The sequence below is a fragment of the Kutzneria viridogrisea DSM 43870 genome (genome assembly GCF_000525635.1).
In the GTDB taxonomy this organism is placed as follows: Bacteria; Actinomycetota; Actinomycetes; order Mycobacteriales; family Pseudonocardiaceae; genus Kutzneria; species Kutzneria viridogrisea.
On sequence record NZ_CP007155.1, the window covers coordinates 7,790,610 to 7,803,932 of the forward strand.

Annotated in this window: 11 protein-coding genes; 8 read left to right on the forward strand and 3 right to left on the reverse strand. The window is 69.9% G+C overall.

Features of this window, described 5'->3' with window-relative positions:
- The first annotated feature begins 14 nt into the window (after nucleotides 1–14).
- The 3 genes from KALB_RS33770 to KALB_RS33780 are packed head-to-tail and all read left to right on the forward strand — an operon-like array spanning nucleotide 15 to nucleotide 3,194.
- Entirely contained in the window at nucleotides 15–806 is a 792-nt protein-coding gene (locus KALB_RS33770) for an IclR family transcriptional regulator (protein ID WP_025360094.1), read from the forward strand.
- 22 nt (nucleotides 807–828) lie between these two features.
- Nucleotides 829–1,653, forward strand: a complete 825-nt coding sequence (locus KALB_RS33775) for an NAD-dependent epimerase/dehydratase family protein (protein ID WP_025360095.1) — start codon at nucleotides 829–831, stop codon at nucleotides 1,651–1,653.
- A complete protein-coding gene (locus KALB_RS33780) occupies nucleotides 1,650–3,194 on the forward strand; it encodes an aldehyde dehydrogenase (NADP(+)) (protein WP_081789665.1) in 1,545 nt (514 codons plus the stop codon). Before KALB_RS33775 ends, KALB_RS33780 begins: the two co-directional genes overlap by 4 nt.
- Nucleotides 3,195–3,422: 228 nt before the next feature.
- On the opposite strand, the gene KALB_RS33785 is transcribed toward KALB_RS33780, so the two are convergent.
- Entirely contained in the window at nucleotides 3,423–4,703 is a 1,281-nt protein-coding gene (locus KALB_RS33785) for an MFS transporter (protein ID WP_030107932.1), read from the reverse strand.
- A gap of 79 nt (nucleotides 4,704–4,782) precedes the next feature.
- Here KALB_RS33785 and KALB_RS33790 point away from each other — a divergent pair, with 79 nt between their 5' ends.
- On the forward strand, nucleotides 4,783–5,961 hold the full coding sequence (locus tag KALB_RS33790; protein WP_025360098.1) for an RtcB family protein: 1,179 nt from the start codon (nucleotides 4,783–4,785) through the stop codon (nucleotides 5,959–5,961).
- 48 nt (nucleotides 5,962–6,009) lie between these two features.
- On the opposite strand, the gene KALB_RS44520 is transcribed toward KALB_RS33790, so the two are convergent.
- Nucleotides 6,010–6,876, reverse strand: a complete 867-nt coding sequence (locus KALB_RS44520; protein WP_025360099.1) for a septal ring lytic transglycosylase RlpA family protein — start codon at nucleotides 6,874–6,876, stop codon at nucleotides 6,010–6,012.
- A gap of 98 nt (nucleotides 6,877–6,974) precedes the next feature.
- Here KALB_RS44520 and KALB_RS33800 point away from each other — a divergent pair, with 98 nt between their 5' ends.
- The gene (locus KALB_RS33800) at nucleotides 6,975–7,886 is read left to right on the forward strand and encodes a phosphotransferase (protein ID WP_025360100.1); all 912 of its coding nucleotides are present in this window, start codon (nucleotides 6,975–6,977) and stop codon (nucleotides 7,884–7,886) included.
- Here KALB_RS33800 and KALB_RS33805 read toward each other — a convergent pair.
- A complete protein-coding gene (locus KALB_RS33805; protein ID WP_025360101.1) occupies nucleotides 7,877–8,257 on the reverse strand; it encodes a VOC family protein in 381 nt (126 codons plus the stop codon). The genes KALB_RS33800 and KALB_RS33805 overlap by 10 nt on opposite strands.
- 121 nt (nucleotides 8,258–8,378) lie before the next feature.
- On the opposite strand from KALB_RS33805, the gene KALB_RS33810 reads away from it, so the two are divergent.
- The 3 genes from KALB_RS33810 (at nucleotide 8,379) to KALB_RS33820 (ending at nucleotide 13,295) form a co-directional block, all read left to right on the forward strand.
- Nucleotides 8,379–9,686, forward strand: coding sequence for a glycoside hydrolase family 27 protein (locus tag KALB_RS33810; RefSeq protein ID WP_025360102.1), 1,308 nt, complete (start codon nucleotides 8,379–8,381; stop codon nucleotides 9,684–9,686).
- Between the two features lie 204 nt (nucleotides 9,687–9,890).
- On the forward strand, nucleotides 9,891–11,309 hold the full coding sequence (locus tag KALB_RS33815) for a chitinase (protein ID WP_025360103.1): 1,419 nt from the start codon (nucleotides 9,891–9,893) through the stop codon (nucleotides 11,307–11,309).
- Between the two features lie 84 nt (nucleotides 11,310–11,393).
- Nucleotides 11,394–13,295 carry a glycosyl hydrolase family 18 protein gene (locus KALB_RS33820; RefSeq protein WP_025360104.1) on the forward strand — a complete coding sequence of 634 codons (1,902 nt, stop codon included), beginning with the start codon at nucleotides 11,394–11,396 and terminating at the stop codon, nucleotides 13,293–13,295.
- Nucleotides 13,296–13,323: the final 28 nt, after the last annotated feature.

The following is a 13,323-nucleotide window of genomic DNA, read 5'->3' on the forward strand; positions in this document are numbered from 1 at the left end:
CGGGAGGAACACCGATGTCGGAAGCAGTGGACGGGCCCGCGCCGACCCGGCCGGCCGCGGTCAAGTCGGCCGACCGCACGGTGGAACTGCTCGAGGTGATGTCCCGTTCGGAGCGCCAGCTCACCCTCACCGAGCTGCACAAGCAGCTGAGCTACCCCAAGTCCAGCCTGTACATGCTGTTGCAGACCCTGGTCAGCCGGGGCTGGGTGGAGGTGGACCCGCAGCGCGGCACCTACGGCATCGGCGTGCGCGCGCTGCTCGTGGGAACCTCGTACCTGGACCACGATCCCGTTGTGCGCACGGCGATCCGCGTCATGGAGCAGGTGCGCCAGGAGATCAACGAGACGGTGCACCTGGCGCGGCTGGACGGCTCGGACGTGGTGTACCTGGCCAGCCGCGAGTCCGAGCACCACCTGCGCGTGGTGTCCCGCGTGGGCAGGCGGCTGCCCGCGCACGCCACCTCGCTGGGCAAGGCCGTGCTGGCCCAGCGCGACCGCGCCGAGGTCGAGGCCCTGCTGCCCGAGCACCTGGACCCGTTGACCCCCAACACCGTCACCGAGCACGAGGCCCTGCACGAGCAGCTCGCGCGCTTCCGCTCGGAGGGCTACGCGCACGAGCGCGAGGAGAACACCCCCGGGCTGGGCTGCTACGCCGTGGCACTGCCCTACCGCAACCCGGTGATCGACGCGATGAGCTGCTCGGTCCCGGTGGCCCGGCTCGACCCCGAGCACGAGCGGCAGATCGTCGCCGCCCTGCTCACCGCCGCACGCACCGTCACCGAAGTGCTGCGCCAGTTCGGCCGCTGACCTGACAGAGAGGCCCCACCCCGTGTCCCACCGCATCCTGATCACCGGCGCCGCCGGTGTCGTCGGCACGCTGATGCGTCCCAGACTCGCCGCGCCCGGCCGCACCCTGCGGCTGCTCGACATCGCTGAGCTGCCCCCGGCCGGAGATGGCGAGCAGGTCGAGCTGGTGCGCGCCTCGGTCACCGACCAGGCCGCGATGCAGGCCGCCTGCACCGGGGTGGACGCCGTGATCCACCTGGGCGGGCACAGCCTGGAGCAGCCCTGGGAACAGATCCTGGACGTCAACATCAACGGCACGCACACCGTGCTGGAGGCCGCGCGTCGGGCCGGAGTACCCCGGGTGGTGCTGGCCAGCTCCAACCACGCCGTGGGCTTCGAGCCGCGCGGCGATGCGGAGGCGGCCGACGACCTGTTCCCGCGCCCGGACACGTACTACGGCGTGAGCAAGGTGGCCATGGAGGCGCTGGGCAGCCTGTACGCCGACCGGTACGGGCTGGAGGTGATCGGCGTGCGGATCGGCTCCTGCTTCGAGCGGCCCAAGGACGTGCGCATGCTGGCCACCTGGCTCTCCCCCGACGACGGCGCCCGCCTGTTCGAGGCGTGCGTGTCCGCCCCGCACAAGGGTTTCACGCTGGTGTGGGGTGTGTCGGACAACACCCGCCGCTGGTTCAGCCTGGACGGGGCGCGTGCGTTGGGGTACGAGTCCCTGGACAACTCCGAGGTGTTCGCGGCGGAGGTCATCGCCGAGCACGGCGAGCCCGCCCCGGACGGCCCGGAACTGAACTACATCGGCGGCGCCTGGGTCACCTCGGCCTGGGATACCGCCGTGAAGGAGGCTGGGCAGTGAGCGAGCTTGCGAGTTCACCATCGGGCGCAGGGAGCTTTGGTCGCGAGGGCGGCGAGCGCCAGCGAGGCGGGCCCGCGAGCGAGCAGGGCTTCGACCCGCGTACGGGTCAGCCGGTCGGCACCCCCGTTGAGTCCACTTCGGACTCTTTGCTGGACCAGATCTGCGCACTGGCAACGAAGTCGGCCGCGTCCTGGGCCGCGGCGGACCGCGCGCCATACCTGGAGCGGGTCGCCGACGCGCTGGACGCGGAGAGCGAACTGCTCGTGTCCACCGCGGACGCCGAGACGGCACTGGGCGTGCCCAGGCTGACCGGCGAGCTCAAGCGCACCACCAACCAGTTGCGCCTGTTCGCCGAGGTGCTGCGCGAGGGCAGCTACCTGGAGGCCACCCTGGACTCCGCCGACCCGGACACGGTCCCGCCCCGCCCGGTGCTGCGCCGCGTGCTGCGCTCGATCGGGCCGGTCGCGGTGTTCGCCGCGAGCAACTTCCCGTTCGCCTTCTCCGTGGCCGGTGGCGACACGGCCTCCGCGCTGGCAGCCGGGTCCCCGGTTGTGGTCAAGGCGCACCCCGGTCACCCCGCGACCTCCCGCGAGACCGCGCGGATCCTCACGAACGTCCTGCCCGAGGGCGTGTTCGGCATCGTGCACGGGGTCGAGGCCGGTGTGCGCCTGGTACGCCACCCCGCGATCAAGGCGGTCGGCTTCACCGGGTCGACCACGGGTGGCCGCGCCCTGTTCGACCTGGCCAGCTCCCGGCCCGACCCGATCCCGTTCTACGGCGAACTGGGCAGCGTCAACCCCACCGTGGTCCTGCCCTCGGCCGCCACCGAGCAGACCGCCACCGGGTTCGCGGCCTCGCTGACCATGGGCGTCGGACAGTTCTGCACCAACCCCGGCCTGCTGTTCGCCCCCGCGGGTTTCGTCGAGTCGCTGGCCGCCGCCGTCACCGGGTCCTCCGGCGGCGTGATGCTCAACGAGCGCATGCAGCACACGTACCAGTCAGGTGTGGACGGTCTGGCCGCGGGCGAGCTGGTCGAACTGGTCGCCACCGGCACCGCGCCGGAGGGCGGCTGGGCCGTCGCCCCGAAGCTGTTCGCCGTGGAGCTGAAGACCTTCGCCGCCAACCTGGAGGTGCTCACCGAGGAGCACTTCGGCCCCGCCGGGCTCGTGGTCACCTACACCGACCCCGCGGAACTGCCCGAGGTGCTGGCCCAGTTGCCCGGTTCGCTCACCGCGACCGTGCACGCCGAGGCCGCCGACCACGCCGTGGCCGGTCAGCTCGCCGAGGTCCTCGCGGGCATCGCCGGGCGGCTGATCTTCAACGCCTGGCCGACCGGTGTGGCCGTGGCCTGGGGCATGCAGCACGGCGGTCCGTGGCCAGCCACCACCAACCCGCTGCACACCTCCGTTGGCGCCACGGCCATCCGGCGCTGGCTGGTGCCGATCAGCTACCAGGGCTGGCCCGAGGAGCTGTTGCCGCCCGCCCTGCGCGCCGACAACCCGCTGGCGATCCCCCGCCGCACCAACGGAACCCTCTCCTGACCCGCGAGTCCCGCTGACAGGAGCACGAGTCCCGCCCTGACGCACGCGAGTCCCGCTCTCTGGCTGGCGAGTCCCGCCCACAGGTTGGGTGAATCCGCCCTGGGGTTGCGGATTCACCCGCCGCTGGGCGGGACTCGCCGCACTGTGGGCGGGACTCGGTTACGGCTGGACGGGACTCGCGCGCGGCTGAGCGGGACTCGCGGGCAGGTGGGCGGGACTCGCGGGCGGCTAGGCGGGGATCGGGTTGGGGCTGGGGAGGGTGAGCAGGGCGATCAGTGAGGCCAGGGCGCAGGCCACGATGTACCAGCTGATCCAGGTGCTGGAGCCGGTGCCCTGCAGGATGGCGGCGGCGATCAGCGGGGCCGGGCCGCCCGCGATGACCGAGGCGAGGTGGTAGCCCAGGCCCGCGCCCGAGTAGCGCACCGAGGTGCCGAAGCTCTCGGCGATCAGCGCGGCCTGCGGCCCGTACTGCACGGCGTGCAGCACCAGCGAGATGACGATGCCCAGCAACACGAGGCCGGGGACCCTCGTGTCCAGCAACCCGAAGTACGGGAACGCGTAGAGCCCGACGGCGACGACACCGATCCCGTAGACGAGCCGCCTGCCGTACCGGTCGGACAGCCAGCCGAACAGCGGCACGCAGAGCAGGCCCACCACAGCGGCGATCATGGTGTCGCCGAGCAGCAGGTCCTGGGACATCTTGAGCTGGCTGGTGCCGTAGGTGAGCACGAAGGTGATGAACAGGTAGAACGGGGCCTGCTCGGACATGCGCAGGAAGGCCGAGCTGAGCACGGTCCCGGGGTGCTCGCGGAGGACCTGCCACACCGGCTGGCGCACGACCGCCCTGCGCTCGCGGACCTCGGTGAACTCCGGCGACTCCACCACGCGCAGCCGCACGTAGAGCCCGACACCGACGAGCACGATGCTGATCAGGAACGGCACCCGCCAGGCCCAGGCCAGGAAGGCGTCCCCGGACAGGTCACGGGTCAGCCGGATCACGCCGGTGGACAGCAGCAGGCCGATCGGCACACCGAGTTGCGGCAGGCTGGCCATCAGCCCGCGACGCCTGTCCTGCCCCCACTCCATGGACATCAGCACCGAACCGCCCCACTCGCCGCCGACCCCGATGCCCTGGGCGATGCGCAGCAGCGTCAACAGCACCGCCGCCGTGACGCCGATCGTGGCGGTGCCGGGCAGGCAGCCGATCAGGAACGTGCCGACCCCCATCAGCAGCAGGGTCGCCACCAGGGTGGCCTTGCGCCCGATGCGGTCGCCGAAGTGGCCGAAGACCGCGGCCCCGATCGGCCGGGCCACGAAGCCCACGAACTGGGTGCCGAACGCTGCCAGCACCCCGGCGAAGGGTGCGCTGCTGGGGAAGAACAGCTGGGGGAAAACCAGTGCGGCGGCGGTTCCGTACAGGAAGAAGTCGTACCACTCGATGGAGGTACCGATCATGCTGGCGACAACGGCCCTGCGCCGCTGAGCCCGAACCGCGGTGTCCTGGTTCATGGACAAACAGTGGTGGCGGTCGCCGGGCCTGTCAAGAACTCGGTCGCGACAGGACAAACCGGCTTCTAGGCTCTGCCCCATGGCAATCACGACCGTGCCCGGGAAGCACGTGGACATCAAGATGTGGACCAGGGCCGAGGACGTCGAGCCCCAGGCCATGCAGCAGCTGCGCAACATCTCCTCGCTGCCGTGGGCGGTCAAGCACGTCGCCGTGATGCCGGACGTCCACTTCGGCAAGGGCGCCACGGTGGGCTCGGTGATCGCGATGCGCGACGCCGTGTCCCCGGCCGCCGTGGGGGTGGACATCGGCTGCGGCATGGCGGCGGTGCGGACCTCGCTGACGGCCAACGACCTGCCCGCCGACCTGGGCAAGCTGCGCGCGGACATGGAGAAGGCCGTGCCCGTGGGGTTCGGCGCGCACAAGGAGGCGGCGTTCGGCACCCGCGACGCCCAGGACTGGCAGCAGTTCTGGCGCGGGTTCGAGGACCTGACGCCAGCGGTGCGGGCGCGCGCGGACCGCGCGGTCAACCAGATGGGCACCCTCGGTGGCGGCAACCACTTCCTGGAGGTCTGCCTGGACACCCAGAAGCGGGTGTGGATCATGCTGCACTCCGGCTCGCGCAACATCGGCAACGAGCTGGCGCAGCACCACATCTCGGTGGCCCGCGGGCTGGCGCACAACTCCGCCCTGCCCGACCCCGATCTGGCCGTGTTCCTCGCGGGCACCCCGCAGATGGCCGCGTACCGGCACGACCTGTACTGGGCGCAGGACTACGCACGGCGCAACCGCGCGGTCATGCTGCGCCTGGTGTGCGACGTGTTCCGCAAGCGGTTCGTGAAGATCGGCTTCGACGAGCCGATCAGCTGTCACCACAACTATGTCGCCGAGGAGACGCATTTCGGCGAGGAGGTGCTGGTGACGCGCAAGGGCGCGATCCGCGCGGGGCTGGGTGACCTGGGCATCATCCCGGGTTCCATGGGCACCGGCTCGTACATCGTGCGCGGGCTGGGCAACCCGGAGTCATTCGAGTCCGCCTCACACGGGGCGGGCCGCCGGATGTCGCGCAACAAGGCGCGGCAGCGGTTCAGCCGGGACGACCTGATCGCGCAGACCAAGGGCGTGGAGTGCCGCAAGGACACTGGCGTGATCGACGAGATCCCGGCGGCCTACAAGGACATCGACGACGTGATCGCAAACCAGGCGGACCTGGTGGAGATCGTGGCCAAGCTCAAGCAGGTCATCTGCGTGAAGGGCTGAGCAAGACAGGGCCTGCCGGGGCAGCTCGTCCCCGGCAGGCCCCGCTCCTCACTTGCCCGCGCTGACCAGCTGGACCTGGGCGTTGCGGATGAGGTTCTTGCCCGGGGTGCGGATCTGCTCGAAGGCGGCCACGGACATGGCCGCACAGAACGAACTCCGGTCGTTGACCCGTACCACCACGGACTTGCCGGTGTCCGGGTTGGTCACCCGGATCTGGCTGCCCAGCGGGAAAAGGCCGGAGCCCGCGGTCATCGCGTTGGAGTCGTTGCGCTCCCCGCTCGCGGTGCGGCCGCCGCCCGCGACGAAGGTGGCCACGCAGTTCTGCGGGGCACCGGGCATGGCGGTCACGGTGCTCGCGGTGGTCGTCGTGGTCGTCGTGGTCACGGTGGCGCTGGTGCTGGTGTCACAGGTGTTGGTGGGTTGGACCGTCGTCCCCGTCGGGTCGGTGGTCGTGGAGTCCGTGGGGTTGGTGGTCGTGGTGCCCCCAGGGATGGTGGTCGTCCCCATGGGGTTGGTCGTGGTCCCCATGGGATTTGTCGTGGTACCCATCGGGTTCGTCGTCGTACCCATGGGATTCGTGGTCGTAGTGCCCATCGGGTTGGTCGTGGTACTCATGGGATTTGTCGTGGTACCCATGGGATTCGTGGTCGTCCCCATCGGGTGGGTGGTGCTGCCCGTGAGGATGGTGGTGCTCGTCGGGGCCTGGGTCGTGGTCCTGTCCCCCTTCCTCCTGTGCTTCTTCCTGTCCTGGTCACCCTGCTGGCAGTCCTTGCCGGTGCGCAGCGCGGTCGCCGAATTGGCCGTGGTGGTCGCCGAACTCATGCCCTCCAGCCCGACGACGACACCGCCGAACAGCAGGCCGACGCCGAGCACGACCGCACCGGCGCGCAGCGCTTTGTCCTTGCGTTCACCCATGCCGGGCTCTACGCCGATCGGGGCGCGGGTGGTTCAGACAAGGTGGTCACCCCCGGCAGGCTGGACCGAATGGCCCACCTGCCGCCACACTGCTCGCCGTGAACGAACTGGGGCGTTCCAACACAGAGGTACCCGGCGGCGCGGACGCGGACCGCTCACTGGCGGCGATCGGGGCCGCCTGCGGCCTGGATTTCCGCAGGTGCAAACGTTTGCCAGGGGAACACGGGGCGGTGGAGGCGACGGTACCCGGCAGCGGGCGGTTCATCGTGAAGTGGACCCGGCACCCCGCACCCTGGCAGGACCACGTGGCCGGGGTGACCACGGCGCTGCGGCGCAGGCGCTACCCGGCGCCGAGGATCATCGCGGCCGACGAGGTCGACGGGTTGAGCTACCTGGTCCAGGAGAAGCTGCCCGGCACACCACCGCAGGAACTGGACGCCGACCAGTTGGAGTCGCTGATCAGCGTGGTGGAGATGCACCGGGACGGCGCACGCGGGCTGGAGCGGCGCGGACTGGGCTGGGGCGAACAGGTCCAGCGCGACCTGGCCGACCCGGAGCACTGGTCGCTGCGCAAGCGCGCGCTGGCCGGGCACTCCCCGCTGGGGGCCAGGCTGGTGGCCGACATCGCGCGCCGGGCCGCGGCACTGGACGTGTCCGGGCTGCCCGAGCAGGACATCGTGCACGGGGACTTCGGCCTGGGCAACCTGCTGTTCCTGCCGGGCGCGCTCAGCGGGGTGGTGGACTGGGACGGCTGGCGCCCCGGGGACCACCGCGCCGACCTGGTGACCCTGTGGTTCGCCCTGCGCATCGGCACCGACCAGACCTGCACCGCGGCGCGGTTGAAGGCCCACCTGCGCCAGATCATGTGCCAGGAACTGCTGTGGCTGTACGCGGCGCACAACGTGGTGCGCACCCTGGGCTGGTTCGCGCACCGGTACGGCGAACTGCCCAGTCCACAGTGGATGGACGCGAGCATCAGGCTGCTGCGCGCCACCCTGGATCAGAGGTAGTTGCTGATCTCGATCAGGTTGCCGTCCGGGTCGCGCACGTAGACGCTGAGGATGTCCCCGGTGGCCCCGGTGCGCTTGACCGGCCCCTCCTCGATGGGCACGCCTTCGCGCTCCAGGGTCTCCACCACGTCCACCAGCGGGTTGGCCGCGACCAGGCACAGGTCGGCGCTGCCCGGCACGGGCCTGGCCGCCTTGGGTTCGAACTCGTGACCCGCCTGGTGCAGGTTGATCTTGCTGTGGCCGAAGCGCAGGGCCCGGCGGCCGTCGCCGAACAGCACGGCCTCCATGCCCAGCACGTGGGTGTAGAACTCCACGGTCGCGTCCAGGTCGGCGACGGTGAGCACCAGGTGGTCCAGCCGGTCGATGATCATGCCGCCATTATTCTCCGGCCAGTCATCGGATGAATGCGTGATATTCCTTGCACCACCGCCCCGTTGGGCCTAGATTCACCCGATGTAACCGCCGCCGCGCTCCGCTGACGAAGGAGGAGCGATGACCAGGTGGCGGCGGCGCTTCGGCGCGGCACTGCTCACGGCGGCACTGGCGGTCCCCGGCACGGCGGCCGCGGCCTGCCGGGACACGATCGCCCCCACCCCGCCCATGGGGTGGAGCAGTTGGAGTTCGCTGCGGGGCAGGATCAGCGAGGACTCGATCAAGGCGCAGGCACAGGTCATGCACGACCAGCTCGCCGCGCACGGCTACCGGTACGTCAACATCGACGCGGGCTGGAGCGACCACGTAGACGAGTACGGCCGCAACACCTGGGACACCAAGAAGTTCCCCTCCGGCATCCCGGCACTGGCCGCGCAGATCCACCGGCTGGGCCTCAAGTTCGGCATCTACCTGGTGCCCGGCATCCCCAAGTCGGCCGTCGCGGCGAACTCGCCGATCAAGGGAACCCCTTACCACGTCTCGGATGTCATCGACCCGAGCCTGCCAGGCAACACCGCGGACGACGGTTCGGCACACCTGGACTACAGCAGGCCCGGGGCAGACGCCTACGTGCGCTCCCAGGCCGAACTGCTCAGCTCCTGGGGCGTGGACTACATCAAGATGGACTTCGTCGGCCCCGGCGGTGGGCGGGTGGCCACCGACAACCGGGCCGACGTCCAGCACTGGCGGGCCGCACTGGACGCCACGCACCGATCCGTCCACTTGGAACTGTCGAACTCGTTGAGCTTCGACAACGCCAAGGTGTGGCAGGGGTTCAGCAACGGGTGGCGCATCAACGGGGACATCGAGTGCTACAGCCACTGCCCGGGCCTGACCAACTGGGCGGTGCGGGTGTCCTTGCGCTTCAAGGACCTGCCGAAGTGGGTGCCCTTCGCGGGGCCGGGGCACTGGAACGACCTGGACTCGATCGAGGTGGGCAACGGGGACGCCGACGGCATCACCCCGGACGAGCGGCAGAGCATGATCACGCTGTGGTCGATCTCGGCCGCCCCGCTGCTGCTGGGCACCGACCTGACCAAGCTGGACCCGGCCGACCTGAAGCTGCTGACCAACGACGAGGTGATCGCGGTGGACCAGGCCGGGCACCCGGCACACCCGGTCTCCCAGGCGACGCAGCAGCAGGTGTGGGTCAGCGACAACCGGGACGGCAGCTACACCGTGGCCCTGTTCAACCTGGCCGACGCCGCTGCCACGGTCAGCGCCAAGTGGTCGGACCTGCGCCCCGGCCTGCGGTCCGCGGCCGTGCGGGACCTGTGGGCACATCGGTCATCGGGGGTGCAGCGGGACGGGTTCACCGCCGTACTCGCACCGCACGCCGCACGCCTGCTCAAGGTTTTCCCAGCCTGACAACGGACTTTTCCGACATCTGGACACGGCCGAACGGAGCAGAAAAGCTCTGATCCACTATTGGTCTAGGCCAAATCCTTGACACCGCCAGTGGTCTAGTCCACATTTCTGAACACCTGGCACAAGCACAACGCAGTGATCACTGTCCTGCCGGGGGCGCAGTCGACGGCGCCACCGGCAACCATCCCTGCCCGAGGAGGACAGATGCAGCGAGCCAGACTCGCCGCAGCGGCCTTGGCCGCGATCGCCGTCACCGGCGGTGTTGCGGCAGTTGCCACGACAGCTGCGAACGCAGAACCCGGCTCCGCTGCGGCACCGGCCGCACTGAGCAGCAACTGGTACGCGTCGGCCCCGTACCTGATGCCGCAGAGCAACAACCCGCCAGACCCGACCGTGGTCATGGCCGCCACCGGCCAGAAGGCGTTCCAGCTGGCGTTCATCCTGGCCCCCAACGGGGGCGGCTGCTCCCCCACCTGGGACGGCACCTCGGCTGTCTCCTCCGACACCACGGTGGCCGGGGTGATCGGCAAGATCCGCAGCGCGGGCGGGGACGTCTCCGTCTCGGTTGGCGGCTACGGCGGCACCAAGCTCGGCCAGACCTGCGGCACCCCGGCGGCCACCGCGGCCGCCTACCAGCAGGTGATCGACAAGTACTCGCTCAAGGCGATCGACTTCGATCTGGAGGAGCCCGAGTACGAGAACGACGCCGCGATGAACAACGAGCTGGGCGCGGCGCAGATCCTGCAACGCAACAACCCCGGCCTGTTCCTCTCGGTGACCATGCCCGGTACCTCGGCGGGCACCGGCTGGTTCGGCACGCAGCTGCTGGACAAGGCCAAGTCGCTGGGCTTCACCCCGAACAACTTCTCCATCATGCCCTTCGACGGCGGCTTCAACGGCGGGGCCTCGCAGGTCTCCGCGCTGGAGGGGCTACACGGGCTGCTGATGAGCCACCTGGGCATGGACAGCGCCACCGCCTACGCCCACGAGGGCTTCTCCGGCATGAACGGCAAGTCCGACGCGGCGGAGATGTTCTACCAGGCCGACTTCCAGACCGTGCTGGACTACGCCACCAGCCACGGCCTGGGCCGCTTCACGTACTGGTCGGTCAACCGGGACCGCGCCTGCGGCTCCTCCACCGACAACGGCATCTGCAGCAACGTGAGCCAGAACGACTGGGACTTCACCAAGTTCACGGCGAAGTTCGCGGGCGCCACCCCGCCCTCGAGCAGCACGACCACCACGCCGCCCACCACGACGACCACGCCCCCACCCGGCGGCAACTGCTCGGCGGCGGCGTGGAATTCGGCAACGGCCTACAGCGGCAGCGCGGTCGTGTCCTACAACGGGCACAGCTACACCGCCAAGTGGTGGACCCAGGGCGAGACGCCGGGCAGCGCCTCGGTGTGGACCGACAACGGCGCCTGCAACGGCGGCGGCACGACGACCACCACCCCGCCCCAGGGCGGCAACTGCCCCACCCCATGGAACTCCGGGACCGCCTACAGCGGCGGAGCCCTCGTGTCCTACAACGGGCACAAGTGGACCGCCAAGTGGTGGACCCAGGGCGAAACTCCCGGCAGCAACAGCCAGAACGTGTGGACTGACAACGGTTCCTGCTGATTCCCGAGCAGCCGCCGGTGGGTCGGAGACGGCCCCTGCCAAGGTCCCGGCCCACCGGCGAGCCCCAACTCTGGAGGCCCTGCAATGAGATTGACCAGAACCAAGGCCGTACTCGCCGCCGCGGCAGCCGCCGCCGCGGTGATCGGCGGCGTGGCCGTGGTGCCCAGCACCGCGAGCACGGCGCAGGCGGCCGAGGCCACCCCCGCGGCCGCTCCCGCCGCGGGCAGCGGAGGTCTGCGCGTGGCGTACTTCGACCAGTGGTCGATCTACGCCAACGCGTACTACCTGAAGAACGTCGACGCCATCGCGAACAACATCGACTACCTGCTCTACGACTTCACCAACATCGACCCGACCAACCTGACCTGCTTCGAGGCCACCAAGGCCAGCGACAGCGGTCCGGACGGGGAGAAGAACCCGAACGCCGGTGACGGTGCGGGCGACCAGTTCGCCGACTACCAGAAGTCCTTCGGCGCCGACATCAGCGTGAACGGCACCGCGGACACCTGGAACCAGCCGATCGCGGGCAACTTCCACCAGCTCCAACTGCTCAAGGCCAAGCACCCCAACCTGAAGGTGCTGATGTCCATCGGCGGCTGGACGTACTCGAAGTACTTCTCCGACGCGGCGGCCACCGACGCCTCGCGCAAGAAGCTGGTCAGCTCCTGCATCGACATGTTCATCAAGGGCAACATCCCGGCGGCGGGCGGCTACGGCGGTCCGGGCACGGCCGCGGGCATCTTCGACGGGTTCGACATCGACTGGGAGTACCCCGCCTCCAACGCCGGTCACCTGGGCAACCACTACAGCCCCAACGACACGGCGAACCTCACCGCCCTGCTCGGGGAGTTCCGCAGTGAGCTGGACGCGCTGGGCGGCAAGCACTACGCGGTGTCCGCGGCCCTTCCTGGTGGTCAGGACAAGATCGCGAAGATCCAGACCGACAAGATCCATCAGTACATGGACTTCGCCGACGTGATGACCTACGACATGCACGGGGCCTGGGACGCCACCGGTCCGACGAACTTCCAGGACCCGCTCTACCCCTCGCCCAACGACCCGTCCACGGCGATCCCGCCGGGCACCGAGAAGTACAACACCGACTCGGTGATGAAGGCCTACACCCAGGGCTCCCCCGCCTACGGCATCCCCGGCGGCTTCCCGGCGAACAAGCTCACGCTGGGCATCCCGTTCTACTACCGGGGCTGGACCGGTGTTCCCGCGGGCAGCAACCACGGGCTGTACCAGACCGCGACCGGCCCGACCGCGGGCAAGGCGAACAGCGGCAACGTGCCGGGCATCGCGATGTACAAGGAGCTGTCCGGCCTGGTGGACAACCCGTCCACCACCTTCTGGGACCCGGTGAGCCAGTCGGCCTGGTTCTACGACGGCACGAACTTCTACGGCGGCTCCTCGACGCAGTCGATCAAGGCGCGGACCGACTACATCCACTGCAACGGCTACGCCGGCGCGATGATGTTCTCGCTCTACGACCTGGATCCGGCCTCGACCCTGTTCAACGCGGTGGTCAACGGCCTGGCAGCGCCGACCTCCGGCTGCAGCGGCCCGCCGACCAGCACGACCACGACGCCGCCGACCTCCACCACCACGACCACCACCACTACGACGACCACGACCACGACGACCCCGCCTGGCAACTGCTCGGCGGCGGCGTGGAACGCGGCGACGGCCTACAGCGGCGGCGCGGTCGTGTCCTACAACGGGCACAGCTACACCGCAAAGTGGTGGACCCAGGGCGAAACCCCGGGCAGCGCCTCGGTGTGGACCGACAACGGCCCCTGCAACGGCGGCGGCACGACCACCACGCCACCGACCGGCAACTGCCCCACCCCGTGGAACTCCGGGACCGCCTACAGCGGCGGAGCGGTGATCTCCTACAACGGCCACAAGTGGACCGCCAAGTGGTGGACCCAGGGCGACACGCCAGGCAGCGCCTCGGTCTGGACCGACAACGGCGCCTGCTGATCGGCTGAACTGACCTCGGGGCCGGGCG

Bases quoted from the DNA above. Each gene is read 5' to 3' on its own strand.
- KALB_RS33785 (WP_030107932.1), bottom strand. From the start codon at position 4,703: ATGAACCAGGACACCGCGGTTCGGGCTCAGCGGCGCAGGGCCGTTGTC.
- KALB_RS33810 (WP_025360102.1), top strand. From the start codon at position 8,379: ATGACCAGGTGGCGGCGGCGCTTCGGCGCGGCACTGCTCACGGCGGCA.
- KALB_RS33820 (WP_025360104.1), top strand. From the start codon at position 11,394: ATGAGATTGACCAGAACCAAGGCCGTACTCGCCGCCGCGGCAGCCGCC.
- KALB_RS33805 (WP_025360101.1), bottom strand. From the start codon at position 8,257: ATGATCATCGACCGGCTGGACCACCTGGTGCTCACCGTCGCCGACCTG.
- KALB_RS33770 (WP_025360094.1), top strand. From the start codon at position 15: ATGTCGGAAGCAGTGGACGGGCCCGCGCCGACCCGGCCGGCCGCGGTC.
- KALB_RS44520 (WP_025360099.1), bottom strand. From the start codon at position 6,876: ATGGGTGAACGCAAGGACAAAGCGCTGCGCGCCGGTGCGGTCGTGCTC.
- KALB_RS33815 (WP_025360103.1), top strand. From the start codon at position 9,891: ATGCAGCGAGCCAGACTCGCCGCAGCGGCCTTGGCCGCGATCGCCGTC.
- KALB_RS33790 (WP_025360098.1), top strand. From the start codon at position 4,783: ATGGCAATCACGACCGTGCCCGGGAAGCACGTGGACATCAAGATGTGG.